Genomic DNA, 25,341 nt, shown 5'->3' with positions numbered 1-25,341 from the left:
CGCCTGTATCCAGGCAGGGATGGTGCGAAAGCGCGTCCGGACGGCCGAGGGATCGGTTGTCCGGCCCCAGAAATTTCTAACGTACAGGCATTGGCATCCCCCGTCGCTCCGGAAGGCGACAAGAACCACCCCGCAGGAAGCGAAGCAATGGTCCGGTCTCGAGCCCGGCGGGAAGGGCGCGCCTGTGCGCAGACTCCTGCGGGGATGAGACCGGTGGTAAAAGCGGCATGCTCCTGCGCACGCAAGGTGCACGAGGCAGCTAGACGACATCCGGCAAAGGAGTGTGGGAATGACTAGATTTTTTGGCGCAGTCAGAAAAGCATCGGGTATGCGTACTAATAACGGGCAGGCGATTTTTTCGCGGGGGAACTGGAAACAGCAACTGGCGGACCTTCTCAGGCAGCGGGAGAACATGCGCACGGTTCGCGGCGATCGCCGTGCGTCGGACCTCACGCTCAAGGCGCGTGGCGACATCCTCTTTCAGGCCTTCCGCGAACTGCGCATCCTTGGATATCGGTTCGACACGATTACAAGCTTCCGGCAGAAGCACATGCAGGCACTGGTGAACAGGTGGCTCGAGGAGCGCAAGGCTGCGTCGACGATACAGAACCGGATCACGACGTTTCGCATCTTTTGCTGCTGGATCGGCAAGCCCGGGCTGATCGGCCCGTCAGCCCAGTACGTCAAAGTCCCGACGCAGGTCAGGCGCACGCTCTCGGCGCAGACGGACAAAAGCTGGTCGGCAAACGGTGTGGACGTCGATGAGAAACTCGCACAAGTCCGGCGGTTTGACGAGCGCGCGTGGCTCATGCTGCTTGCGGGCCGCACATGGGGGCTGCGTCGTCTCGAGATGGTTTGTCTTCGTCCGCATGCGACGGTGGTGGTGGGCAGCACAACAAACATCGTCGCATTCAGAGATGTGAAGGTCTCGCGCGACGAACTGACGGCGGCGATCGCGGCGAGCGGCTCGGGGCTTCCCATCAGGAAAGGCACAAAGGGGGGGCGGTATCGGGTGCTCCCGCTCGATACGCCGGAAAAGCTCGACGTACTGCGACAGCTTCAGGCGGTCGTGCGGGACCATGACGGCTTCCTCGGCTGGCCGGGTGAGTCGCTCAAGACCAATGCGCGCCGCCTTTCGTACATCGCGACAAAGTTCGGGCTCACGAAGGCCGATCTGGGTGTAACGCTCCACGGCCTGCGCCACGAGATTGCCAATAACGAGTTCGAGCACCTGTCTGGCGTGCACAGCGCAATCCGCGGTGGCAACAGCCCCCTGCGTGGCGAGACGCGCGTGGCGGCTCAACTGGTGGCGCAGCTTCTGGGGCACTCCCGCGTGTCGATCATCAGCGCGTACTGCGGCAGCGTGTCGAACATGACCGAAATCCACAAGAGGCGCGCGATCGCGGAACTCGATGCGCTCCAGCCGCACCTTGGCACGATGAGCGAGGCGGTCGGGCGGAATGGCTTCGTCAGCCTGTATTTGGTTGGGGCGAGGGCAATGGGAAAGCGCCGCCCACAGGACACCAGCATTCCGTACGAGTTCATGACGTTCGGGGAGAAGGGCCAACTCACCCTCGGGCTGAGGACGGAACTGGAAGCCCTGCTTCGCACGCCTGTGTACCTGCGCATCATGTCCGAGGAAGGTGATGAGGCGAGCGCGGCGTACCTGAAGAACATGCTGGTTGTCGTTGAGGGCGACGGCGTGCGGGAAGGATCAGATGCCGGCCAGGCCGGCATCTGCATCACCGGTTCCGGACCGGAGACAGGTGAGAGCCGTGTTGCCGCTGAATAAATGTCGCCCCGACCCGACTCCCGTCCACAGCCAGGTAAGCGGGTTTCCGTTTCGTGGTGAATTGTGGTTGCCGCGCGACGCGTTCATCTGTGCTTAAGCCTGAGGACTCGAACATGGCTCGCTCTTCATCGTCCATTCGGCCGCGTTCGCGTTCAGTCGTATCACGCGGCTTGTCATCGTCTCCAGTGACTTGACACTGCCTCCAGCGCAAATGCGGAGTTCCTGCGTCTGGCCGGTATCGGCGCTCAGCTGGAGCCTCTGTACGGGCCGATGACGCTTGCGGACATTGTCAGGTTGGGTGCCCCGGCACCGCTGGCCGTGGTGCAAACGACAACATCACCCAATAAGCAATCCGAAGCGAATCACGGCGTCAAGGTGCGCGAGCCGGGCGCACTCGTCCCGGCTCGCCCGCAATCCGTTACTGAGGCTGGCGTCCACACATTATCCGAACTGTTGGCGTCGCAGGCGCAGTAGATGTGGCTGCCGGACTGAAACGACAGGGCTAGAAACCAACGTTCTCTTCTGTAGATTGATTTGTGCAAGACACATCAAGGAGAAAACCATGAGCGTGACGAGTCAGTGCCTGTGTGAATACGCGCAATACGACCGTCGGAGCGTTGCTGCCCAGCTCCGCGGAAACGGCGATGGCCGGGCAGATCTGTACGATCTGTTCCTTCGTATGGAGGGTGTAAAGAACGGGTTGGTTGAGAAGAACAGAGAGGTGGTCGACACGTACGCATCAGCCATGTCTGACGTGGCACTGACGCCGGCACTCGCGTGGCTGCTGGTGCGCCTGAGCCGTTTCGCAGCCGTGCTCGACAGGCTCGACATGAAGTTGTCGAGAGTCGAGTTGAAGTATGGCATCGGCGTGCCGGACGACGAGTCACGCGGTCACGGCGTCGGATTCAACCGCCTCGCCGGGAGATCATTTGAACGCCCGCGTTACACCTGCGGTCTGCTTGCGCCGCTGATGCTCGGGGCGACTTTTGTGCAGCGGGGCGCGGACCGGGCGCAGGCGCAACCGCGCCCGGTCACTTGTGATGCTGGTCGACAACATTCGTGGCCTGGAGCGCAGGAAGTGAGACCCGCGGTGAGGGCACGGCTCGCTGCTGACGACACTGGGCATGGCTATATGCGCGCGGCTTACCCGGCTTCGACGTGCCCGGTATCTGACTACAAGGAAATGAGAAAAATGAAAAAGATCGCCTCGTTGATCGTGGCCGGGGCCGTCGTCATGACGGGCTGCACGAAGAAGCCGGATGGATCCGAATTTGCCGGCACCTGGTACAACCCGGACAAGGGGGAGAAAGTCCAGATCACGCGAAACGGGCCGAGTTTCCTGTTGCGCGAGCTGGTGACGGACAAGAATCCCAAACCGTCCGATGCCACGTTGCCCGGGGTCTATCAGGATGGCCTGCTCAAGCTCATGGTCGGCGACCGGTCGGTGGTCGTGACCCACATAGAGGCCGATGACACGCTCGTGCTGCCGCTGATGAATGGCGCCGGTACGATGACGCTCAACCGGGTGAAGCAATGAAAATACCGCCGCTTTCTGCATTCTTGATTGCGGGGATTCTGGCTGGATGCGGAGGAGGTGGGGCCAGCGGGTCAGCTGATCCTGTGAGTGGCGGCGGCAGCACTGACACAGGCAGCCCTGCCACACCGCCGGCTGCTTCCGTTCCCAGGAATCCGTACAGCAATCAGCCAGCCCCCGGTGCTTCGACGATGGCGGTCACGGGAGAGGTATACAGCAGTGGCGCAACGGCAGGCTCGACAGTGACGGCTTACATGCTTGGCGCGGACGGCTCGAACGGCACGGTAATCGGCACGGCAACGACCGCTGCCGACGGCACATTCAGCATGACGCTGAATCACACGCCGTATGCGACGGCCAGCTTTGTGCGTTTCGTGGCGACGGGCGGTACGTACGTCTCGACGTCCGACGGCACGACGCAGGCCAACGGCTCGCTGGAACTCGTGACACCGTTCATCACGACGGCTTTCAGCCACTTCGTGATTACACCGCTGACCCTTGTCGCTTCGCAGCGCATGGCCCAGGTGACCTCAACGGGGGGCTCGGTGGTGAACGGCTACACGGGCGGCGCGAGCATGGTGTTGTCGTTGATCGGTATGACGGATCCGATTCTCCCGCAGGACACGGGGACACCGGGTGTGGACTACCTCGCGCTGGTGCCGGGCTCGGCGGCGGACACACTGAATGCGTATGCAGATGCGCTGAACGCTATTGAAGCCTATGGCGTCGAGTACGATCTGCCGTCATCGGTAGTCGGCCACGTGCTGTCGCAGAGCCAGTTGAGCGGCCAAGCATCGGCCACCCTCCCGGATGGCGCGGCGATCAACATCGGCGAGTGGCAGGGCGGGACGTTCGATACGACTGCACTCTATACGCTGGCGATGCTGGAGGCGGCCGATGCGAACATTCCCCCATACGCCGAAATGCACCAGTACATCATGTGGGAGTACGCCCGAGCGGACTGCGCGAGCGGCAACTACGCGCCGTATTTCGCGCGCTTTCCGCTTCAGACGGGTGAGCCCAACATGTTCACCCAAGGTGGTGCTTGTACAACCTACGACAGCTACGTAGCGGCCATCGATGCACGGGTGGCAACGAATCAGCGTAGCGCCCCGCTGGTATCAAGGCCGCGATACGTGCCACAAGCGGTACCGGTCGTCGGTGCCGGGAGCTGATACCCATGCGATGCCGAATGAAAGAGCGGGAATTGACCAGATCTTACCCGCTCAGGACCACAACCCGGATGACGTGCCCTCACTGCGTCAATCGGGTGCCGTACGGTGCACGGGTCTGCGTGGGATGCCAGGCTGAAATCCGATACGGAAATACCGGGCTGGCAGCGTTCCTTGCTGTCGGCGCCGCGTTGATACCCGGTTTCGCCGCGCAACGGCTCTTGAGCAAGTCATTCGAGTTCGTTTCGACCCTGGTGTTTGCGACCGTGGCTGTATGGCTGTTTGTCGCGTTGAGACGGTACTTCGCGGCCGACGTACGATTCACGCGTCGCTATCGACGCTGATCTTGGTGCCGACGAACCCGGCAGTCGTGGCAGTCCACAGTCGGCCGGAGCTGGTCGTGCGAATATCGCGGGTCTTATCCCGGATCAGTGGATCTCTCGCTAAATCGCTAGCTGTCGCGAAATTCCCGTCGAAAGAGAACAGTGTGTTGTTCTCCAATACTAATTATATTAATCGAACCAGTCGGGTGGGACTGATCTGACCGTGCAGGGCAAGGATACGGTTATAGCGCCAGGTCCCTGAATGCAAGCTGAGACGCTCAAGAAGTCAAGGGTCGCCGCCTTTTTGCCCATGTCGGTGTTGTGTCTGCTAGTGTTGCCTTCGCCTGTCTTGTCTGGACGCTCCAAGTGGGGGGCGACAATGACTACGTCCGGTCGTCCTGCTTGACGCTTATATGAACGCCGCCCGGCTTGCAAGGTAATATCGCCGTGAAGCTCGATGAGGGTTTGGCTGCAGGCTTATATGCGGCGTCTACAGCCAACGCTGCGCGCCCTGATGGAATGCGCCAAGAACGGCCTCTACTATCCAGCGCGCTCGAAGCGCTCAGCGTCAATCAGGCTTATGTTCTTGCGGTCCAACCTATCTCGCCATCACGTCGTTATGTACCTTCGCAACCGTCCAGTCTGCTCGCGACTCGGTGTTTTGCTACGCTAGGCAGCCTGTCGCACGGCCGCGTGGCGCGCGCCACCCTGACCAACAGCGATCGGTCCGCCGGAAAGCACTGGCGATATGGACAGGATAGTGCCGCTGCCCAATCACCTGCTTTGCACGGCGAGTTCCGTGTTGATGACCTCCGTCCATGGCGAAATGCGGCGCGTCCAGAATGTCGGGCGCGCCATCAGAATGAGGCGGGTGTTGAAGTCAGCTTCAGGCAAGTCTGCCGGCAAAAAATTCACAAAGCGGCTTGTTTTAAGGGCCCAACTTCTTGCATACCGAAACAACCATTGCTACGCTAGGGCCCAGCTTAAGACGGCACAGTAGCGCGCAGCGTCGTGTGCCGTCTTAAGCGGTTCTCTAAACCCTGAAAGAGGATTCAATGGCAAAGAAGACCGCAGACTCTGCAGCAAAGAAGGCTGCAACGAAACCCGCAGCGAAAAATGCAGCGTCGGCAAAGAAGACGGCTGCCGCGAGCGCGACGCTCAAGCCCTTGAAAGAGCAATTCACCAAGGCGTCGCTTGCGAGCCATGTTGCTACGCAAGCCGGGGTTGAGCCGAAGCAGGCAAAGGCTGTGCTCGCCGCACTCGAAAGCACCATCCTCGGTGCCGTCCACAAGAAAGGGGCAGGCGAGTTTACCCTTTCGGGCTTGCTCAAGATTGGCGTGCAGCAGGTTCCGGCGAAGAAAAAGCGTTTCGGCAAGGACCCGTTTACGGGCGAAGAGCGCTGGTTCGATGCCAAACCGGCGACCGTCCGTCTGAAGGTACGTCCGCTGAAGAAGCTGAAGGACGCGGCAGCCTGAGAAGAGTGTCCGATTCACGGAAGCCCGCTTTCACGCGGGCTTTTTTATGGGTCTGTCGCCTCGACGTCGACTGCCTCTCCAGGTGAACGCAACGACTGACGCAGGAGAAACTGGCGGACGTGGCGCTCGAGGCGTGAGAGCTTTTCCCTGTTCGATCGATGCGTCGGTTTGAACATGCGCGAAGTTCGGGCCTCATTGGCGGGCGCCACTCGAATAGCCGATATCCGCCTCAGCCTGGGGTCGAGCATCCCGACGTGTGTTAGCTCTCAAGCGATGTTTTTCGGAGTGTTGTATTCGCTGGGCAATATGGCATAGTGCGGCTCGTCATCTTATCCAAAGGAAAGCAACCTATGGCAACGCTGGAATCCGTGCAGGCAAAGATCGCAAAGCTCCAGGCCCAGGCAACAGCGTTAGCGGCAAGAGATTCCACCAGGGTGATCGGGAAGATCCGGGATCTTATGGAACAGCATTCCCTGACCGTTGCTGACATCGAAGCATCTCTGGGCAAACGTCGTGGTCGTAAATCCGCCGTGAGTTCGCCGGCGAAGCAGGCGGCCTCGGCTGCCAAATACGCGGACCCGAGGACGGGTGCGACCTGGTCTGGCCACGGTCGTGCGCCCGCCTGGATAGCTCAAGCGAAGGACCGCAGCAAGTTTCTGATCGCGGAAACCGCGGCGAAATCAGCAGCGACTGCACAGAAAACACCAAAGACCGGGAAGTACGTCCGTGGGCCGCAGCCTCCGATGTATCAGGACCCCAGAACGGGAGTGACGTGGAGCGGTCGTGGTCGCGCACCGGCCTGGATCGCAAGCGCAAAGGATCGGACGAAGTTCCTGATCGCCGCGGCCTCGAAGTCTGCAGGTACTCCGAAGGCGAGCTAGGCTGTTCGACAGAGGCTTGATTACCTTCGACGATAGCTTCCGCATCCAGATCAGCCCGCTGCTCAAGGCCGGCACTCTCTCACAGCTCGACGTCACGCCTCACATGCGATTGACGACCAGCGAGCTCATCGACATGCGTCCGTTCCTTCAGTTGCATCGGGACAACATGTTCCGGTCATAAAGCGCCCGAATAGGAAAACGGGTCGACACGGTAAGCGTCGGTCCTATCGACACGTCGATGCTCGACAACCTGAGCGACGAAGTGCGGCGCGCGCTGACCAATCAGATCCCCATGAACATCTTGGGTCTGCCGGAGGAAACCGCCTGCGCGATTTGCTGCGTCGGCTGACAGGGCCTTCGTGACTCGCGCAGAGTTGTGCGTCGACGTGAGCATGAGTGCCCGACGCAGATCTTGTGCTGGAAACGTTCAGTGCCGTTCTGCTTTCGCGGAGTCATCTTCCACGGGCAGAAGGAACAGGCGGTCATCCCATACGACGGGCTGCGGTGCGGATACGACGATCTTCGCAGCGTCCGGATGAGCGGGATTCACCAGGGCATTGGACTCGGCGCGTGCAACGACCGAAGGCACGATCAGGATCGCGGAGCGACATTCCTCCAGCCAGCGGTTGCCGAACTCACGCGCGATCTCAGGGGAGGGTCCGTCCCATCCCTCGGGGAGCGTGGCCGTTGTCTGCCTTTCGATCGGCACACCATCGGGAACCTGTGCCTCGATCCAGACATGAGTCTTTGGCACCTTGCCGATTCTCGCGTGAACCAGAACCTCCAGCATGGCGCCCGCAAAGGTGAGGGCGCCATAAATAGCAGGACGGCCGGCGTTGTTGAACCGGCCGCCGACCAGCATGGCGCCGGTGCCGCTCCAGACCGGATGGCGTCTGTCGGCAATGCGGAAGATCCTCATCAGGCCGGCAGCCCATAGAAGAGTTTCCAGAGCAGTTCTTCAACGCGGCGCGCGCCCAGCTCGGTCAGCGCGACCTCGAGCGGCGCGCGCCCCTCCAGCAGGGGGTGTGGCGTCGCAAGGAAGGTTCGCGCATCCGCCGGGTCGTCCCAGACGTACGCCGCGCTCGCGTAGACCCGCGCGAGTCGCTCCGTCTTTTCCGATTCGTCAGGCGTCAGCCTGTCGCGCCGGCGTTTGTAGGTTGCCTCGGGGACGACGCGTGCCTGGAGCGCGCGCCTTGCCTCCGCGGTCAGGGCGATCTGCTCGACGCCGTTTCGCAAGGCAGATTTGGGCAGGCCTTCAGCAACCTGGGCCTCGAGTTCAGCGATCGAATGCGGAACCGGGCTGAGACCCATGACTGCAGCGATTTTCTCGGGGGAAACGAGTTGCATGGTACGCACCCGTCAGTGGTCAGTTGAGCCGTCATTATAGCTCAATTGATCCTGCTCGACACGAGGTCGACCATGCCGTCTGGGCAGGTGAAGCGAACCGGCACCCGCTGCTTGAAATCCATCTTGCGGTGGCGCGACGGGCTGTAAAAATTAACAGTGTGTTTAAATCCAGTCAGAGCATCGCATGGAATCGCTCATTTCTGGTTATGCCCAAAGTCATCACTGGATCAAAGCCAAATCAGGAAGTGCGGCAGTGTTGGCCGAAAGAGTCCCCAAAGCTGGTAACCAGACAGAAACGCCCCAGCCTGCCATCTCCCGCCCGTGGTTCCGGGCGAGCCATGTATCGCATGGATGCTGATGAATATTGATTCGCTCCATCAGAACATCCTGAACTCATCAAGCGGCAGGCCATGCTGCTCCACATAGGCGTTGCTGGAGGCGATCGCCTCCTCGTTTTCCTTTAGCCAAAGCTCGGCACGTTTGTCCGATACAGCTTTGACGAGTCCGGTTTCTGCAGCTTGGGTTATGTCCACGCCGAGATCCCTGGCTTCGGACAGAAGGGCTTCCGATAGAAAAACTTCCGTAGCTTTCATTGGGGCGGCGACTTTCAGCGCCATAGTGGGTCTCCTTAGCGGGCATCGTTCATATGTTGCCACGAACTGCAAGGACGACACTCTGGTCGCGCAGTGGTGATAAGTGAGAGCGGCGGCTTCTATACGTCAGGGGCCGACAACGGCAAGTGCTCGCGCCAGATCTGTCCGCCGGAAACGGCCCCGGGAATCGAGTCGGTAACCGGCCGCGACGATCATCCAGGGGGCCATCAGCAAGCGGTCTGATGGTGGCACATTCGGATCTTCGCCCCGGGATCGAGCGTGCACACCAAATTCAAGTCTGGATCGTCAAGTTCGCGGGTCTCCGGTGCATCATGGGTTGCCCAGCCTGATCTCTGTTGCGAGCCCGAGGTTGCCGCCGACCAGACGGCAATCGACTATCGCGTCAACGCAACGGCGACGCTTCTGGAGGGATGCTACGTGTCGTGTATGCGTGGCAGGATGAGTTGTCGAAAACGATGGGCGTCGACGCAGTGCAGAATGCCGTTCGCATCCCGGTTCCCGCTGCGCAGGGGTGGGCCGTCGACGATTACAAACGCAGTATCGATCTCATGATGGAAGTGTGGGAGCGATGGATGCCCTGGATCGCACCTCCAGTTCTGATCGGCGTCGGCTCCGTCTGTCGACGGCACCTGACCGATCCTCGGCACGGGCTTTTTTCCATACTTGAGGGACTGGAGGGGCATCTTCCATAAGGGGCGCGTCTGCATCTGTATGGCGTGAAGGGACAGGCGCTATCCCGCGTCAAGATGTTCGACCACGTGGCGAGTATCGATTCGATGGCAGCAGATTTCGCGGCGCGGGTGAAAGCCCGACGGGCCGGGATCCCGAATACGGTTGCCCATCGGGCAGCGGAAATGAATCGCTGGATGGCAGCGGCCACGCGTCGCGCGGCGCCAGCTTCTGGTGATCAGTTCCGCCTTTCCTTCAACGCCTGAAATCTTGAGCAGCCCTCGCGTACTCCGGAACCGTGGGCTTTTTTACTGTTCCTCACCGGCGGGCGTGCAGGCGTGCACAGGAGCGTAGCGTGCACGGTGCACCACGTCGGCAATGACCGCGGCGCGAATCGCCTGCAGCAGAATTTCATCGGCGTTCATCAGGACCAGTCCTGGAGGCGGATCTCATCTAAGAGTGAGCACCATTCATACCGCATACCGCCGCGCCGGCAGCGCAAGCCGCGGGCCGGTTTTCCGAGGTTTCCACGTAGACAAAGGCTGCAAGCACCGATACCCGGAAGCCGAGAGCAGACTTCCTCGTAATGACCGAGAATGCTGCACAAAATCTTCGGGAATACAGGATGGCAAAGCCCCCAGTTATCGAACCGCATGAGCTGCGCCACGCCCTGAAAGTCGCGGCCGTCACGGGACAAAACCCGGTCCGCGACGTGGCGCTTTTGCTGCTCTTCCACGGCACTGGCCTCATGCCCAATGAAGCAGCCAAACTTCTCGTCTCAGACTATCTTGAGGCCAACAATCGGGTGCGCGTCGAATCCATCGTTCGTGCCGAAATCGCCTTCAACGGCAAGGCTCGCCCGTTGATCTGGGCGAATGCCAAAACCTGTCGGGCGATCGATGATTATCTGGCGTACCGGCTGGTAGCACGACATGGCATCACGACGACACCAGCGGCTTTCCGTGGCCTAGATGATAGAAGCCCGTTGTTTCTGGCGGGGGATGGCGAGCCGTTCGCCTTTACGCGCCGAGTGACGGCCAGCGGCGCCGTCAGCTACTCCTGCGAGGTCTTGGCCGAAATTATTCGACGACTGCATCAGCAAGCCGGCATCGAGCATGGCGGCGCTCTGGCCGCGCGCCGATCGTTTGCGGTCGGGCTTTATCGCCAAGGACGCTCGGTGAAAATCATTCAGGAACTGATCGGAGTATCGAGCCTGGGTGCGGTGAAGAAGCTGGTTGAGAGCGATCCTGTGACACTCGCGTCGATTGTGCGTGGAGTCATCTGATTGAGGCGTGCAATGGCGGCGTATCTTCCTCAACAATCGGAGGCCTGCGGCTGATAAAACTCTCGTCCTTCCCTGGTCCGTCCAGGAAGCCACAAAAGTGATTGCAATGATTGCATTACCCTCAGATTGTGCTAGCATTGATAGCATGCTTTGAAAGAGAGGTGAGCATGGCAAATCTTGTCGTGAGGAATCTGGATGACGCGCTCGTCCAGAGCCTGAAAGAGCGTGCGGCTGCGCACGGTCGGAGCGCCGAGGCGGAGCACCGCGAGATTCTTGCGAAGGCCCTGCGCAGACCGCAACGCAAGACCTTCGCGGAAGTCCTGATGGCGATGCCGAATGTGGGTGACGACGCCGATTTCGTGCGAGTGGACGACGGCGAGGCGGGACATGTATTTGGTTGACACCAATGTCATAAGCGAGATTCGCAAACAGGGTCGGGCAAACAAGGGCGTCTTGGGATTCTTCCGCGCGGCAGCGCGTGACGATATCGATCTGTACCTTTCGGTTGTGACAGTCGGCGAGTTGCGCCGAGGTGTCGAGCTGATTCGACACCGGGGAGACGAGCCGCAGGCGACGCGTCTCGAAAAGTGGCTGAACGCAGTGTTGCAGGAGTTTGCACAGAACATCCTGCCGGTCGATGAAGAGATCGGCCAGGTATGGGGGCGTCTGAGAGTACCGCACGCGGAACACGCGCTGGACAAGTTGATTGCGGCGACCGCGATGATCCATGACCTGACTGTTGTCACGCGGAACGTTGACGACTTTGCGGGAACAGGCGCTCGCATCTTGAACCCTTTTGAATAACGGAAAACGGCTGGAGGCGCCCTTGAAAGGTCGAACAGTCTTCTCGGCATCGGACGCAGACCGCGTGAGGGCGCTGCTCAGCCAGGTTCGCGATGCGGATCGTGATCAACAGAAGGCGCTTCGCGACCGCTTGCGCAAGGAGCTAGGCTTTTACATCTCCGACTTCACTGGCTCCAACGCAGGCTTCACAGCAGCTGACTTCGATAGCTTGGTGATCAAAGGCACAGTCAAAATCGAATGACAGGACAAACGGGAAATGCCGCGATGCTTGAGCTAGATGGAGTGAAGACTGTCGAGTAGTCCAATCAGCGCCGGCCTCAGGCCGGAAGGGGAAAGAAGATGAAAAAGATCTCTTGCCTTCGTAGTGCACTCTTTGCTGCAACAATGGCTCTATCGATGACGATAAGCCCTAATCTCATGGCCCAGGTTTTTCCTCCGGGAGGCTTTGCGATTGATGGGATACCGGTAGCCTGCGGGCCGCTTCCAACCATTCTAACTACAAACATCCCAGACGCAGCGATGAACAATGGTCAAGCCATCCTGATAAATCCCGCCGTAGTTGGGACCTTTCCGCACGTGCTTAAACTATGGGCCTACGCGCACGAATGTGGCCACGCTTTTGTGGGCGCAAACGAAATTGGTGCTGACTGTTGGGCGGTGACGACAGGGAAGCATCAAGGTTGGTTTCCGCCCCAAGCTTTCAGTGCTCTCATTCAATTGTTTGGAAACAATCCGGGCAATCTGAATCACCCACCCGGCCCTGTCCGCATTCAAGCGATGCTGCAGTGTTATCAAAGCAACTAATTTGGATGAGTAGGACGTTCAAACGTTCTTTGCGGTACCGCACGGCCGGATGCCGGGAGGTTGACAGGCTGGAGGGGAGACTGTGACCAAGAGACCGGTTGCGGATGGCGAAAGCGACGGAAGTTGGCAGGGCAAGTTGATCGGTTACTTTGAGCGGAGTCTATTCGCCAAGGCAATTGTGACACTGGTGGTTATCTATTACGTCGTGGCAGTTGTGGGCGCAGCAGTTGGTGTTTTTGATTTGGAGTGGCACGGCGTATTTCCAGTGGCACAGGTTAAATCAGATCCTCTGAAATGCTTGTGGATTTCGGGAGGTCAGACAGGGAATAGTTGCGATTTCGATGTGGTCGCTACGGAGTTGCAAGTTACACAAGGTGGGGTGGTTCGGAATGTGCCTTGCACCGGTTCTTTGTGCTTGCTTCCTGCGCACTCGAGCGGACCGCTCGTGGCACCTCCCGGCGTGACTATTAATCGTGTATTGGCGGCCAGGAAGGCATCGTAGGATCCAAGTCATCGGAAAACGGGAAAAGGCCCGCTGCCGTTCGTCGTATGCCAACGAAGCAGCGAACGGCAGCGGGTAGGAGGCAACAGGGGAATGCGCCGGCGGAAAGGCTCATTGTCGAACTCCAGCTAACGACGTTCAATCAGACAATCCGGAAAAGCGATGGAGCAAGTATTGGCGACCCCTGAATCTGCGCGCTGTGCGATTTGCGGGCGCGAGCTTCAAAATCCGGATGATCCGGTCAGCGTCAGTTGCGGCGGGGCTGTTTGCAATGCATGGCGGACTGTGGCGATCCAAATTGCATTGCCGCCATAGAGGCCTTGAAGAGCGGCGGCCGCATTTGAACAAGGAAAACGGGGAAAGACCGAAATAAGGAAGACTCGCCGTGGAAAAATTAGACGCATTGACGACGAAGGGCGTCGCGGCCGCGTTCGCCACGGCGATCCTTGTAGTCGTAACGCTTGCTGCGGTCCCGGCAGATCAACTGGATGGCCCCTTAGTCGTCGCTGTAGATCAATTTGCCTTGGCTAGTGCGTTCCTCGGTGGTCGTCTCGTCATGGACGTGCCCGTCCACCGTCTTGTCAAGAAATCTGCCGTCAGGTCCGTTTTGACCGGGTCAGATAGGCACAAATGGTTCAACCTGGTGTACACGGCAATGTGGTGGATATGGCTGTCTGCAGGGAGTGCTTGCTGGATCTCCGGCTCCACTTCGCTTTTGGAGCATTTTCGAATATCGCTGTTGCAAGTGGCATTCATACAGGTCGTGTTTATCTCAGCCGTTGCGGTCGCAATACATGCCAATAGCCTCAATAAAAAGGAAGCGGATGCGGACGACTCGCCTGTAGACGGGTCGTAATCCGGGCCACTATCATGTGTGGACGGCATTCTTCTGGGCCGCCCGAACATTGAACAAGTAACGCAACGGAAATCATGAACGAAGCGGACCTGAACCGGATGAAGAGGCTGTTGAAGAACGCGTCGAATGCTCAAGTGAGACTTCGCTTACAACAGACCGCCCGCATCGACCCAGCGGCGCGCTTGGCCTTCGAAAGCATCGAGGCTGCGCGGAGAATTGTGGACAAGGAAATCGATGCCTTGCAAGCGAGATCGAACCCTTTGGGTCAGCGTGAAACAGCTTGCCCGCCCACGCTGTTGGGTGGAAAACGTAAGTTGCGGGTATAGGAAAAGGAGAGCGATCGTGGTGATCCACTTCTCAACCAGCCTGCGCGATACACGCCAAAGACCACTGTTGCTTTCCCAGCGCTGGTCGACGGAGCAGAGGTTGAATGTGAGATTTCTGCCGAAGCTCTGGAAGATCATTTCGGCGCAAGGTCGATGCGCGGCGCGGATCTGGTGGCCGCCTTCGACGCGCACCGGGCCGAGATCGAGGCGGTTGCCAGGGTGAGACTACCGCAGCGCCTCCCTGCCGGCCGCTGCTTGCTTGTCACGCAGGACTTTTGAGAACGGAAAGCAGCGAGGAGTGACCCATGAACATGCCGTTGGAGTGGGCCACGGTAGTTCTTTCATGGCCTGTCGTGCTGATCTTCTGCCTATCGTTGTTCCGGCGACCCTTCAGCGCTTTTCTGAATGCCGCCACGGAGTGGCGGATCAAACGAGTACACGTTGCTGGTCTTTCTTTAGAGATCGATACACTGCGTCGAGACGGAGAAATTGCGATCGATCGGTTCAACCAGTTGTCGCTTCTAATGGCTGAGACGAACGCCATACGGTGGGAGATCGAAAAGGCTATTGGTGGTAGGCACTTGCCTCCGGATCAGGTCGATAGGATGCAGAAAAAGCTCGATGAAATGCAATCGTTGGTCGAGGGGATCAGGAAAGGAGCGGCCGAGCGGCCGTCAGGTTCTCATAAGAAGCAGGCAACGCCTTCGTCAACGAACTGAACAGAAAATCGGAACACGAGGACCAGAGAATGGATGTGCTGTTTTCCGCCAACGCGGCGGTGAAGGAAGTGGTGCCTGCTGTGGTCCTGCGGCATCGTGCCGCCGGAGTGCCGACGTGGGCACTCTTGCATGAGATCGAGGCGGAAGTTCTTGCGGAAGTGGCAGCGACCGGGAAGCACAGCACGCGCATCCTCGACATGCTCCGTGCTCCTGCGGCGCTTGAACACCCAAAGTATGACCGACCGGTGTCGTTCGAAGGCCATGATTTTGTTCCGATCGTTTTCGGTGCAATAGATGACGCATGGCGCCGAGTACATTGATCACGGAAAACGAGGAAAGTCGAAGGTTTGCCGACGGATTTTCGGAGATCTCCCTATGCCTGATGCGGATGAACGTAAGCAAATCACGAACTATGTGGCTCGACAGCTGAGCGCTGAAAACCGATGGACCAAGCTTTGGAGCCTGCTGTATCACGGGTTCGTTTTTGGGGCCGCCATACTTAGCGCCGCTGCGGCCCTGATACTGCAGCTAAAGTCCATCAGTATCGAGCCGACGTCGCGGACGGACTTGGCTACAGCACTCGCGGCTATCTCGTCTCTGCTCGCCGTAATATCTGCTTCGGGTGGATTTGCTGCAAAGTGGCGTGCAAATCGCATCACGAAAGGTACGCTTGAGCAAATTCAGATTGACTTGATGGACCCCGCCTGTGATCTGGCCGACATCCGCGAGCAGTTAAAGCGAATGAAGCAAGTCCACAATTTGGCCATCGTTGGCGAGGCAGAGAAGGCTCGCACGACTGGCAGACGCTGACGTGACGAGGTACAGAGAGGAAAACGCGATCATCTTATGATGTTGAATGACGAAACCAAGGGCTCCTTGTGGACTGCGTTTGTAACGGCATTTCTCGTTCTGTGCTGATTGGTGCCGCGGTCGTCGGCGTTCTCTGAATGCTATCTCGAGCTCGAACGTAACAGACAAACGATGGGTCGCTTCGACAGGCTGAGCGACGGAGAAAACGACGCGTGAGCGACGGAAACTAAGGAGGCAAGATGGATCAATCGATTGGCCTGTTGTCTAGCAAGATCACCCTCGCGAGGGTAAAGAGGTTCTGGTTCGTCCTTCTCGTTGGAACGCTGGTCGCCGCCTTCATTTTCCATCGCCCTTCCACAAGCGCAGACTACGCGGGCTGGGTTCAAGCCTTTGGCTCCATCGGCGCGATCTTCTATGCTGTCAGTATCGCCTCAAGCCAGCGACGCGAGGCGAATCAGCAGGACGTCATGCGGCGTTCGAGTAAGCTTGCTGCCGTTCGAGGGATTACTGAGCACGCCGTCACCCTTGTGGGCGATGCGGTTATTGCGCTTCTTGATCGTCATATGGCTGAGCGTTACGTCGCGGACTACGACGCGCTCGCCTTTCAAGATGCTTTTGATGTCCTCCAGCAGATTCCAATGCTCGAGCTAGGGACGGTGGGCGCAGTGGAAGGCGTAACGCTCATCAAGGGCGCGGTGCGCACGATGAAGGAGTATTTGGAGACTTTGCGTCGCAATCCGACGATCATTCTCCAAGATCACGCCAAAGTCGCAACGGTCGCCACAGATATCCAGATTCAGATTGAGACAGGTCGCCAGAAGGTCGGAGTGGAGATCGTCCGAGTCCTGAATCAATTTTCACCTTCCTCTCAGATCGTCTAAGACACGTTTACTACGCATCGGAAAATGGGGTAAAGCGTGAATCCCGATACTCGATAAATTGCTGCGGTCGGCTTTCTGGTCTTGGTTGTAGTAGGGTGCTATTTGATGGCTACAAGACAGTGGGAAAAGCCCTGAGACTAGCCGAAATAGCGTCTCCCATGACGCTTGTCCTGACTGTTTTGGTGTTTCGCTAACAGGAAGTAAGAGAGCTCGCGCGAGCAAGACAAGGACTATAAAAATGGACCAGAATGACCTGTCAGTGCAGCAACTCTTCGTTACAAACATTTCAGCCTCGATTGCAGAGCTGCCCAGTTTCGAGATATTGACACTCCCTGGCTATCATCGGCCGGAGGAGTTTCGGAAGGCAGTCCGTGACGTCGTGGTTGATCTGAAAAAGGGGCGAAGCGAGCGCATGGCGGTTTCGAGCATCGATAAGCGCGACGTCGGCCTCATTCTAGAGGGCTTCCTGCGGTCGTCGATCGATGCAAGAGGAGTCGTGCGGTCACGTACCCGACCAACAGTCGCATCACTGGAAAGGTGTCACGGTACACACGTGATTCCTGAATATGCCGCACTTCTGACCAACACATCGATCCCCGTGATGCGGTCTCCTATTTCAGGAGCATCGATCGGGAAGCTTGCGAGTATGGCGGGCGGTATCGGTGCGCTCGTTAGTCTGCGCGATCTGTCGGGCCACCAGATATTCGTGTATTTCTGTCTGCTCGGTGGGACCCCAATAGTGTGGAACGTAGCGGGGGCCGTTTCGGAGACACTTAGGCAAAGTATTTTGTATCACTTCTCGAAGTTGCTGAAAGTCCGGCCCGCTCGAAGGGCGAATGCAGCGATGAGGAAATTGCCAACGAACAAGGCAGCGTCGAAGGGTGCGGCGAAAAAGGTTGCCGCTAAGAACGCTCCGGCAAAGAAACCTCCGGCCAAAAAGGCCGCGGCAAAAACAACTGCGGCTAAGAAATCACCGCCGAAAGCGGCGCCGGCCGCGGGTACGCAGGCCCTACGAGTACCGCCGGCGCCGCGTAGCGCTAGTGCGGCGCAGCCTCGCTGGGAGACCTAGGAAAACAGGAAAAGGCGCGAGAGACATGAGTTCCTTCCATCGCACCGATTGGCTGACAGTGGTGTCGCCGATCGTCACGCTACTGGTCGTGGTATGCGGATATCTGGTCAGCTACATGCAGGAAAAGGGTAAAAACCGCGCCACGGCGCAAGATATCGCGAAGCTCACCCGCACTGTCGAAGATATAAAAACCCAGAATGCGGCGCGGCTGGCCTCGATATCTCATCAAAACGCAGTGCTGATCGAGCAATTAAAGGCAACACACGAGTTACGGTTTGCAGCGGTCGATCGCCGTTTGCAGGCGCATCAAGAAGCTTTCTCTCGCTGGCGGAAGCTGATCGCCAACATTGACAATAAGAATATTGGCCATGTAGCAGTTGAATGTCAGACATGGTGGGACGACAATGCGCTGTACTTGGAACCTGACGTTCGAAACGCTTTTAACAGGGCCTACTTCGCCGCATTGGATCATCGCGCCATGCTTGAGAGTAGCCGAGCTGCGGGCACTGACCTAAAACCAGTCCAAGACAACATGCACCTCATTCTCACTTTGGGTGACGCAATCATGCGAGCCGTTGCGCTGCCGAGCTTGACGGAGCACGAGACTAAAACGGCCGGAATGCGAACGTGACGGACAAATACCTGGTGCTTTCGATGACGGCGGATTCCAACATGGAGCGTAGCCGACGCCCTTGCGTGAAGCGTGGCTGCTCTAATGAAAAGGGTTAGGAAAACAGGCGTCATCGCGCCCCGCACCGGCCGGATGCCGGAAAATAAACTGCAACTACGGGCTTCAAAATGCTGGTAATCAAATTGATATTAGTGGCCACTGTGCTAGTTGCATTTCTTGTCGGTATCACAAATTTCAACAACCGTTGCGCATCGAAATTTGGCCATGTGTTTTTTACCAAGCGAGCGTTTTACATCACCGCAGCCGCAATCGGGGTGTACGCCGTCGGTCAGATGTGGCGACACTCGGCGCAGCAGTCTCATGGCGACACTTTGAACGGGATGGTGCTAATGCTCGTCGGTGCCTTGATCGCTGCGTGGCTGGTGGTTGATAACGTAAAACGGACTGATCCGCTGTATGGCATCGCAGGCTCCGTAGTCTCGCTGGGCCTGTTTTCCCTACTTGCCTGGGTCTGGCTGCCGCTGATGGCGATTGGCCTCGTATGCTACTTCTTGATGCTTATGACAGCAAAGCCGGTATACGTCGTAAATCGTTGAGCGCGGCGCCCGCCACGGCGGACAGGGGAATACAAAGTGATGACGAACGAAGGGCGTAGCCGCCGTGTTGCGGAGAATGTTGGCAAGCTCCGAAAGGAACTCGAAGAGCTAGGTGTTGCGTCGTCGTTTTTCTACCGGACGCCCGGTAAGGCCAAGGCTCCCATAGCCTACTTGTTGATGGGTGAGACGGCGGGAACCTTGGGCACTTTGGCAGCAGCCGGAAGCACCTTGGAGGGTGATTGAGACCGCTGCCAAGACGGACAACATTACCCGAACGGCGCCAAAGGGCCGTGCTTGGGCGTTGAATGGACTGACTGCCGGCAGTCCATCTATTCCTGTGTCAGATCATCCCCAAGCCGAATGCGGCACCGTCTGCGTATGGCCTGGCACCAGCGTCGCGACCGACACGTGCGGCCACGTCAGACCGCCGAAGTTGAGGAATACCACTTGCGAATACTGGATCTGGGTCGAGGTTACCGTGATGGTGGTCGGCTCGAGCAGTTCGCGCGGCGGCAATACGTCGAAGACTGGGGCCGGCAGGCCGGGTTTGGCTGGCGTGGCGGGTATTTTCAGCGCCGGCTCGCCGGGCTTGAACGGCGGAACCACAATCTTATGTTCCACGGTTTCGATCCAGAACGTGGCGGTCATGCGGACGGCGTCGGCATTCGGATTGGTGGTGTTGACGTCGCCCTCGAGGAACGCGATGTTGCCGGCCCCGCCGCCGAATTCCGGTGGCGGCGGCGTCGTGGAAACGGTGAAGGTGATGGTGCTGGTGATGGTCTGGCCAGCGATTGCGTTGCGCAGGACCTGGTTGGGGTCGTTCAGGATTTCTTGGGTAATCGTGCCTGCCGCGATGAAGGTCGTCAAGTCCTGCGGTATGCGCGGAGTGTTCTTGTTGGTCGCCGTCTGGCTGATGAACGGTATGAAGTGCGGCGGGCTGGAATTGATGACGAACGGGGTAATGTTCACCGGCGGGATGGTGGGCGGTCCATTTGCCGCCGCCTTCGGTTCCAGACCTTGCGCATTGATGGTGGTGCCATGCGGGATCGATCCCATGCGCACCAGGGAGGCTCCGAGCTTGGGAGTGGTTTCGGTCGTGGGCACGCGCATCCAGAGGCCAGGTTCGAAGTGGATCGCGGTCGCCTTGCCGTCGCCGCGGCCGGTAGCCGGGTTGGTCACGTCGTTGATGGCTTGCGCATAAGGAACGCCATTGAGGACGATGTCGTTCTGCGCTTCCAGTCCGCGATTGGGTACGGTGCCCAGCGACGACGCAAACGTAAGCGTTTCCTGCGTCAAATTGAGTTCGAGCACGTTCTCGCTGGGGGGCGTCGGCGGTGCTGGGGTGACCGGATTGGTGAAGGTGGTCGTGGTCGGCGCTGCGCTGTTAGGGCGGAATATGGTATTGAAGCCTGTGCCAGCGAAGGTTCCCGTGAAGTGGGACAGCGCGATCCCCAGCGTGGGTTCGGGCTTCGGGAGGCCTGCCACGGGCTCCGGGAGCACTTCGTTGATCTTGAAGTTCTCTGGCAGTGACATCAGAGGCTTAATCGTTTCAATTGCCATGATGAGATGATCCTGGTTATGTGTCGGTAAACAATGCTTTAGATTGATTGCATTCATCTTATTAAATATTATTGTAAGCAATCCTTATTGCATTGGGCATGATCCTTCCAATAGCGACTCACCGGATGCAAATGCTATACATTTCCTCCGATGATAATTTTAAGGAAATAATTGCTTGAAACTCCAACGCCACTTTCAGACTTGCCGATCTGACTTCGCTCGCCATCGAGCGGCGACGCACTATTTTACGGGGGGATTTAGGCAGGATGCACTTACCCAAAACCGGACGCTCTCGTTTGTCGACTACAACAATTTCACAAATGACCCGGACGAGGAATCCCAATCGCGTTGCCGAAAGTTCGCCATAGCCATCCTGGACCAATTGAAGGAAATTAATATCCGCAATACGCGATTGGATTACTAACAATATTAATCGATATTCATTTCTGTTCTCCCGCAAGTGCTGGTGAACTCTAGGACACGTAGCTTACAATTCAAGACGGCCGAAGGGCGTAGTTTCAATCGTATGCGCGACAGCGCACACTCAGGAACGGTAAGGTGTCTTGTTTGCTAATCTCGCCTATGCTACCCACAACGCGTTTCCCGGTCCCGGGGTGCAGTTCTTCAACCCAGGCCGCGAGCGTTCCGCGCCCCGGGTATCCCAAAGCCCTTATGGTCTCAGCGGCACACCGGTCATGGCTTAGATAGTGTTCAACGGCCGCCTTCTTCTGTTCAGGCGAGTACTTCGGCTTCGAACGCACATAGCCCGACCGCAGATCATGACATCTTTCGTATTCTTGATGCCAGGACTTCAGAGAGTTCTTCGTCGGGTATCCGAGTTGACGAATGGTCGCCGCGATGCGCTTTCCTAATTTTATGTAGAGCCGGACCGCTCGAACGCGGTCTTCGTACGAGTACATGAACTACGTCCAGGTAGTCCAAGTTTTCGTCTGCACCTCCCGGGAAGCCGGTAGGTGCGCGTTTGACGGTCGCGGAGAAGTTGGTCCTCGACCGTGAATGGACGTGGTACCAAACGAAGAGGTAGAACGAGCTCAAGGCCTGCGAAACAAACGAAGCCAATCTTGCTTGGCGGCAAAGATGCGGCGCGGTCGACTGGGAGAAAGCACGAAGCGAGCTATGGGCAGAAATGGCTCGAACGGTTTGTGCCGCACGGGATTCACCCCAGCTAGCTGTCTGGAGCGCTCGATCACCTAGTGGTTGCTGAACGTTCGCACATTGTCCCGTGAGTTCCCCGCGCGTCCAGAACCGCTGACTCGAATCAGGACGACTGGTCGGTCTCGAGTTCATGTTCTTCGACGTTGAGGATTTGGCGGCCCACTTTTTGGGCTTCGACCCATATGCTGGTCGTGCTGCCACTCTAAAGGCTAATCGGGCGGTGCGAGAGCCGTCCCGTGAAGTTGGGATGGCCCACAGCATCCCGTCTTACCATGGGCAGGTACGTCATGGAGGACCTCTGGGCAGAGTCTTTCAACCGTATCGGCCGTATGCAGGCAGTCGCAAGTGCGTCTATTCATCCGAACATAAGCTTTGGATGCGCGAACGCTTAGCGTCCGGCGGTCCACGACTATCGCATCGTGGCCTACTTGATCTTACCTTTTTTTGTCTCCCGCACCATGCGATCGATACGTGCGCGACGGCCTTCGTGCGTTTCACCTAATAGCGCCTGTTGAAGATAAAGGATGCCTTGCTTTTGAAGCGCAAGAGCACGTTCGTTTGAGCGTGAAGATTTGCCAGCCTTTTGAAGCGCCACTCCCAAGGCATAGTTGATCGCGCGTCCTGTTGCCGAATTTTCTCTAACCTCGTTCATTCGCGATAGTGCCTCGTAGGCTGAGCGCGAAGTGAGCCGGCGATATCTCAGCGTGTTGCGCAAGGAAGGTATTGCGAGCAAGCCTTTCATTTCCTGCCACCTGCGATCTCGGGGTTCGGCCGGTAGCACCTCCACTTGAACCCGGTTAGACGTGGCTACAGAAGCAGCACCACCTTTTAGCCATACTTCAAGTTCATAAATGCCAGGGGCTCGGAAGGTTGGTGCGCGCGAGCTGCCTCCTAGCCATATCTCGCGGTGAATGGCTTCTGCTTGCCGGATCGCTATTGAAGGACCGGGGCGACAGTACAGATGAGTCGGGCGATGCCGTCGACGCTCGCCAGCGGGATTCGTAATCCAGATTTCAAAGCGTGGGTAACTGGGGTGGAACTCGTCCAATGTCACCAGCTGATGTACGGGGTCCGCCACACTGGCAGTGACAAACAGTTCAATAGGCTCGCAGGAATAGCATGTCTCGTGGGAAACGTGGATTTGCAAGTTGAGTCGATCCGCCGGGCTCTCTAGGCTGTCGGCTGGGTCTGTGCCTGACGGAAAGCCCGATATACGATCTCCGAAGTTCGATCCACCTGGTAGAACGAACTGACTCTCAGAGGGATCATTGACGAACTTTAGATAATCCTCGTGAATCTCTTCAAAAGTATTTCCTAGCGCGTGGCTCGGGATCTGTTCCGGGTCAGGGTGCGGGGTCATGAAAGTGGACGAACTGTCTGCCGAATGCCACAGATTGAAGAGGTGACCAAGTTCATGTATCGCCGTGAAGGCAATAAACTCTTGCATATCAGCTGGGCTTAAGTCCCCCGACCGCGCCTGTATCGCCGATAAAAAAATTGCACAACCCCTTCGCGGTTGCAGTTCTGTGTTTGTATCGCCTTCTAGGTCGAACATGAACCCGTATTGGTTAGGATCGAGACCCAGTACTGGATCGTCTATGAGACTATCACAAAGCAACAATCCGGCCGAGGTTCCCGCACCGTGAGGGAGAATTAGCTCAAGAGCTTGCTCCAGGTGCGCCATGTCCAAACCGCTGTCCGCGAGAATGGATGAAGCCTGGTTGCGAAAACTCCAATCTACGCTAAGCTGCAAAGCGGGTGCAGACTGGCTGAAGTAAGTCTCAATCGGAACCCCCTGATAATCCAACCCAGATACATGTGGCAGATCAGGCGTAAGATTCACATCTGCGGGAAAGATCGTGATCAAGAATCACCTCGACTATTGCAAGATGAATGTTGTACTGAGGTTTACCAAACGAGTGTTGTCCTTATTGTTGGTTAGACGATAATTCGCCGAAAATGCGAATTTATAAGTACCTGCTTTCAGACCAGTCGTGTCAATCTGCAGCGTCTGATAGTCTTGCATTACCTTCGGATCGGTTGCAAGAGTGACGATTTTTTCCGGTGTGCCAGTAAGTACTCGCGGGTTGATAATACCTACAATGGCCCGGCTAAGCTGCAGAGTGATTTGATGGTCCTTGGCAGGAAACGGATCGGTCGGTGCAATCACCGTGGGCGATCCAAGGCCACTATAGGCGACAGGAAAATCAGGAAGACTGGAAATGAGATTGCCGTCTTTGCCCACCGGATTGCCGGTCGCATCGAACACTGCGACTGCCGATTTCAATGAAACGGCTTCCTTTTTTGTGGCTGGATCGATCGTATCATTCAGTACGTAGAGCATCGCCGGGTGGGGATTGGGCAGGGATACCGACGTCGACGCGGCCCAAGTACCACCACTGAATGTTGTGTCGGGCGTGGGAGCCGCATCTGTGGTCGCGACGGCACTTGGAGTCAAAGTTGTGCTACCGGGCAGCGGAACTTGGCTACTTGCCCGTTGTAACACCTGCTTGGCAACCGCCAGTTTGGCAGCCGCCTGCGCGGCAGCAGACTCATCTGCCGCAATTGCTGTAGAGCTGACGCTGTTTGGATTCGAGGCAACAGAGTTCTTGTCGCTAGCCAAAGCAGCATTGGCAGCGTCAGCGGCCGCCTGGGCAGTGTCCACGGCCGTCTGTGCTGCAGTGATATTGGACTGTTGCGCCTCAGCCTTGCCAAGCGAAAAATTTGCAGACTGGGTGGCCAAACTCCCCGCTGTAGTTGCAGCCTGCTGTGATACCGCCGTTGTGTCGCCTTGATAGTACACGCCGGAGAGCGTCCCGTCCGGGTTTGACAGGACTTGCAAACTGTACGCGCTTAACCATGATTTCGCGTCGATGGCGTAGCTGTGTGACTTGTCGGGCAAATAGAGAATACTAACCGCCACGGTACCATTCGTTTGCGGCACGACTTGGATAGCTGGTTTGGGGAGATAGTATCGCTGCCCCTTCACGGCAGATAGATCACCGTCAACCTTCTTTACGTCGATGTTGGCGCAACCAGCAATTAACGAACCGCTGGACAACAGAATCATCAGCGTTCTAAACCGGCCGTTCGCATGTTGTCTCATTGGCCCGCTCCAGTGTTGAGAGGCACCGCTATGTCTTTATCCCCTCGGCCGCCGAGGAAACTGATGATGTCGTCTTTTACGACGATTTTGTAGATCGACGGTGCCGGGAACAAACTTTCGGGTGGCCCCTCAAGCGCAGCCTTGGCAATCAGCGGCAATGCGCTCTGCACGGCAGCGAGGATGGCTTTCGACACAACGGTAGTGTCGCCGACAGTTGTCGCTGTCGTGAGAATGCCATTCTGGAATTTGAGCGCCATTTGAGTGCGGCCACCCCATATTTCTGGACTGGCTACCATGACGTGGCTTTGATCTGGCAGGAAGATCACTTGCCAAACCAAGCCACCCTTTCCGTCAGAATAGACCAGCAAGTATGGAGCGCTTTCGTAATAGCGTAGTCCAGATGAATTGG

29 protein-coding genes and 2 pseudogenes are annotated in these 25,341 nt (G+C 57.6%); 23 read left to right on the top strand and 8 right to left on the bottom strand.

The genetic code is table 11. The features are described from left to right. Positions 1-289 precede the first annotated feature (289 nt). The 6 genes from L0U81_RS32795 to L0U81_RS32770 all read left to right on the top strand — a co-directional run bounded on the left by L0U81_RS32795 (position 290) and on the right by L0U81_RS32770 (position 7,358). Positions 290-1,792, top strand: coding sequence for a phage integrase N-terminal domain-containing protein (locus tag L0U81_RS32795; protein WP_233810314.1), 1,503 nt, complete (start codon positions 290-292; stop codon positions 1,790-1,792). A 562-nt stretch (positions 1,793-2,354) separates the two neighbouring features. Beyond that, positions 2,355-3,329, top strand: coding sequence for a hypothetical protein (locus L0U81_RS32790; protein ID WP_233810312.1), 975 nt, complete (start codon positions 2,355-2,357; stop codon positions 3,327-3,329). Positions 3,330-3,517: 188 nt separating this feature from the next. Continuing rightward, the gene (locus L0U81_RS32785; protein ID WP_233810310.1) at positions 3,518-4,501 is read left to right on the top strand and encodes a hypothetical protein; all 984 of its coding nucleotides are present in this window, start codon (positions 3,518-3,520) and stop codon (positions 4,499-4,501) included. Between the two features lie 1,375 nt (positions 4,502-5,876). Next, complete coding sequence (locus L0U81_RS32780) at positions 5,877-6,296, top strand: HU family DNA-binding protein (protein WP_233810308.1); 420 nt, start codon at positions 5,877-5,879, stop codon at positions 6,294-6,296. 350 nt (positions 6,297-6,646) lie between these two features. Continuing rightward, entirely contained in the window at positions 6,647-7,177 is a 531-nt protein-coding gene (locus tag L0U81_RS32775; RefSeq protein ID WP_326489893.1) for an H-NS family nucleoid-associated regulatory protein, read from the top strand. 16 nt (positions 7,178-7,193) lie between these two features. Then, entirely contained in the window at positions 7,194-7,358 is a 165-nt protein-coding gene (locus L0U81_RS32770) for a hypothetical protein (protein WP_233810306.1), read from the top strand. A 246-nt stretch (positions 7,359-7,604) separates the two neighbouring features. Here the strand turns inward: L0U81_RS32770 and L0U81_RS32765 are convergent, their stop codons facing one another. The 3 genes from L0U81_RS32765 to L0U81_RS32755 form a co-directional block, all read right to left on the bottom strand. Beyond that, entirely contained in the window at positions 7,605-8,096 is a 492-nt protein-coding gene (locus L0U81_RS32765; protein WP_233810304.1) for an RES family NAD+ phosphorylase, read from the bottom strand. Next, positions 8,096-8,524 (bottom strand): antitoxin Xre/MbcA/ParS toxin-binding domain-containing protein, encoded by a 429-nt coding sequence (locus tag L0U81_RS32760; protein ID WP_233810302.1) that lies wholly within the window; start codon positions 8,522-8,524, stop codon positions 8,096-8,098. Before L0U81_RS32760 ends, L0U81_RS32765 begins: the two co-directional genes overlap by 1 nt. A gap of 377 nt (positions 8,525-8,901) precedes the next feature. Next, positions 8,902-9,141, bottom strand: coding sequence for a type II toxin-antitoxin system CcdA family antitoxin (locus L0U81_RS32755; RefSeq protein ID WP_233810300.1), 240 nt, complete (start codon positions 9,139-9,141; stop codon positions 8,902-8,904). 407 nt (positions 9,142-9,548) lie between these two features. Between L0U81_RS32755 and L0U81_RS33930 the strand changes: the two genes are divergently transcribed. The 17 genes and pseudogenes from L0U81_RS33930 (at position 9,549) to L0U81_RS32675 (ending at position 19,090) form a co-directional block, all read left to right on the top strand. After that, a complete protein-coding gene (locus L0U81_RS33930) occupies positions 9,549-9,830 on the top strand; it encodes a deazapurine DNA modification protein DpdA family protein (RefSeq protein WP_442793486.1) in 282 nt (93 codons plus the stop codon). A 54-nt stretch (positions 9,831-9,884) separates the two neighbouring features. Continuing rightward, positions 9,885-10,073, top strand: a complete 189-nt coding sequence (locus L0U81_RS32750; protein ID WP_233810298.1) for a hypothetical protein — start codon at positions 9,885-9,887, stop codon at positions 10,071-10,073. A 320-nt stretch (positions 10,074-10,393) separates the two neighbouring features. Next, positions 10,394-11,092, top strand: coding sequence for a site-specific integrase (locus L0U81_RS32745; protein WP_233810296.1), 699 nt, complete (start codon positions 10,394-10,396; stop codon positions 11,090-11,092). Positions 11,093-11,259: 167 nt separating this feature from the next. Continuing rightward, complete coding sequence (locus L0U81_RS32740) at positions 11,260-11,493, top strand: FitA-like ribbon-helix-helix domain-containing protein (protein ID WP_233810294.1); 234 nt, start codon at positions 11,260-11,262, stop codon at positions 11,491-11,493. After that, positions 11,480-11,896: a type II toxin-antitoxin system VapC family toxin gene (locus L0U81_RS32735; RefSeq protein ID WP_233810292.1), complete on the top strand. Its 417-nt coding sequence runs from the start codon at positions 11,480-11,482 to the stop codon at positions 11,894-11,896. Before L0U81_RS32740 ends, L0U81_RS32735 begins: the two co-directional genes overlap by 14 nt. Positions 11,897-11,918: 22 nt before the next feature. Then, entirely contained in the window at positions 11,919-12,137 is a 219-nt protein-coding gene (locus L0U81_RS32730) for a hypothetical protein (RefSeq protein WP_233810290.1), read from the top strand. Between the two features lie 98 nt (positions 12,138-12,235). Next, positions 12,236-12,700: a hypothetical protein gene (locus tag L0U81_RS32725; protein ID WP_233810288.1), complete on the top strand. Its 465-nt coding sequence runs from the start codon at positions 12,236-12,238 to the stop codon at positions 12,698-12,700. An 887-nt stretch (positions 12,701-13,587) separates the two neighbouring features. After that, positions 13,588-14,058 (top strand): hypothetical protein, encoded by a 471-nt coding sequence (locus L0U81_RS32720; protein WP_233810286.1) that lies wholly within the window; start codon positions 13,588-13,590, stop codon positions 14,056-14,058. Positions 14,059-14,132: 74 nt separating this feature from the next. Beyond that, complete coding sequence (locus L0U81_RS32715; protein WP_233810284.1) at positions 14,133-14,384, top strand: hypothetical protein; 252 nt, start codon at positions 14,133-14,135, stop codon at positions 14,382-14,384. A 66-nt stretch (positions 14,385-14,450) separates the two neighbouring features. Further along, positions 14,451-14,663 (top strand): annotated as a pseudogene (locus L0U81_RS32710) (DUF1488 domain-containing protein); the annotation flags it as partial. A gap of 26 nt (positions 14,664-14,689) precedes the next feature. Beyond that, entirely contained in the window at positions 14,690-15,103 is a 414-nt protein-coding gene (locus L0U81_RS32705) for a hypothetical protein (RefSeq protein WP_233810282.1), read from the top strand. Positions 15,104-15,132: 29 nt separating this feature from the next. Then, on the top strand, positions 15,133-15,423 hold the full coding sequence (locus L0U81_RS32700) for a DUF2471 family protein (protein ID WP_233810280.1): 291 nt from the start codon (positions 15,133-15,135) through the stop codon (positions 15,421-15,423). 55 nt (positions 15,424-15,478) lie between these two features. Then, positions 15,479-15,913 carry a hypothetical protein gene (locus L0U81_RS32695; protein WP_233810278.1) on the top strand — a complete coding sequence of 145 codons (435 nt, stop codon included), beginning with the start codon at positions 15,479-15,481 and terminating at the stop codon, positions 15,911-15,913. Positions 15,914-16,152: 239 nt separating this feature from the next. After that, positions 16,153-16,794 (top strand): hypothetical protein, encoded by a 642-nt coding sequence (locus tag L0U81_RS32690; protein ID WP_233810276.1) that lies wholly within the window; start codon positions 16,153-16,155, stop codon positions 16,792-16,794. Positions 16,795-17,032: 238 nt separating this feature from the next. Beyond that, positions 17,033-17,863: a hypothetical protein gene (locus tag L0U81_RS32685; protein WP_233810274.1), complete on the top strand. Its 831-nt coding sequence runs from the start codon at positions 17,033-17,035 to the stop codon at positions 17,861-17,863. Between the two features lie 25 nt (positions 17,864-17,888). Further along, positions 17,889-18,494 (top strand): hypothetical protein, encoded by a 606-nt coding sequence (locus L0U81_RS32680; protein ID WP_233810272.1) that lies wholly within the window; start codon positions 17,889-17,891, stop codon positions 18,492-18,494. A 167-nt stretch (positions 18,495-18,661) separates the two neighbouring features. Next, a complete protein-coding gene (locus L0U81_RS32675) occupies positions 18,662-19,090 on the top strand; it encodes a hypothetical protein (protein ID WP_233810270.1) in 429 nt (142 codons plus the stop codon). Positions 19,091-19,435: 345 nt separating this feature from the next. Here the strand turns inward: L0U81_RS32675 and L0U81_RS32670 are convergent, their stop codons facing one another. The 5 genes and pseudogenes from L0U81_RS32670 to L0U81_RS32650 all read right to left on the bottom strand — a co-directional run bounded on the left by L0U81_RS32670 (position 19,436) and on the right by L0U81_RS32650 (position 25,300). Then, on the bottom strand, positions 19,436-20,650 hold the full coding sequence (locus L0U81_RS32670) for a heme-binding protein (RefSeq protein WP_233810268.1): 1,215 nt from the start codon (positions 20,648-20,650) through the stop codon (positions 19,436-19,438). Positions 20,651-21,228: 578 nt separating this feature from the next. Continuing rightward, positions 21,229-21,570 (bottom strand): annotated as a pseudogene (locus L0U81_RS32665) (IS3 family transposase); the annotation flags it as partial. A 680-nt stretch (positions 21,571-22,250) separates the two neighbouring features. After that, a complete protein-coding gene (locus L0U81_RS32660; RefSeq protein ID WP_233810266.1) occupies positions 22,251-23,693 on the bottom strand; it encodes a hypothetical protein in 1,443 nt (480 codons plus the stop codon). Between the two features lie 12 nt (positions 23,694-23,705). Then, complete coding sequence (locus L0U81_RS32655; RefSeq protein WP_233810264.1) at positions 23,706-24,932, bottom strand: hypothetical protein; 1,227 nt, start codon at positions 24,930-24,932, stop codon at positions 23,706-23,708. Further along, positions 24,929-25,300, bottom strand: a complete 372-nt coding sequence (locus tag L0U81_RS32650) for a hypothetical protein (RefSeq protein WP_233810262.1) — start codon at positions 25,298-25,300, stop codon at positions 24,929-24,931. The genes L0U81_RS32655 and L0U81_RS32650 overlap by 4 nt, the downstream gene beginning before the upstream one ends. Between the last annotated feature and the right edge of the window lie 41 nt (positions 25,301-25,341).

It is taken from the genome of Paraburkholderia sp. HP33-1, from assembly GCF_021390595.1.
GTDB lineage: Bacteria > Pseudomonadota > Gammaproteobacteria > Burkholderiales > Burkholderiaceae > Paraburkholderia.
This window is presented reverse-complemented; position numbering and strand designations above follow the sequence as displayed.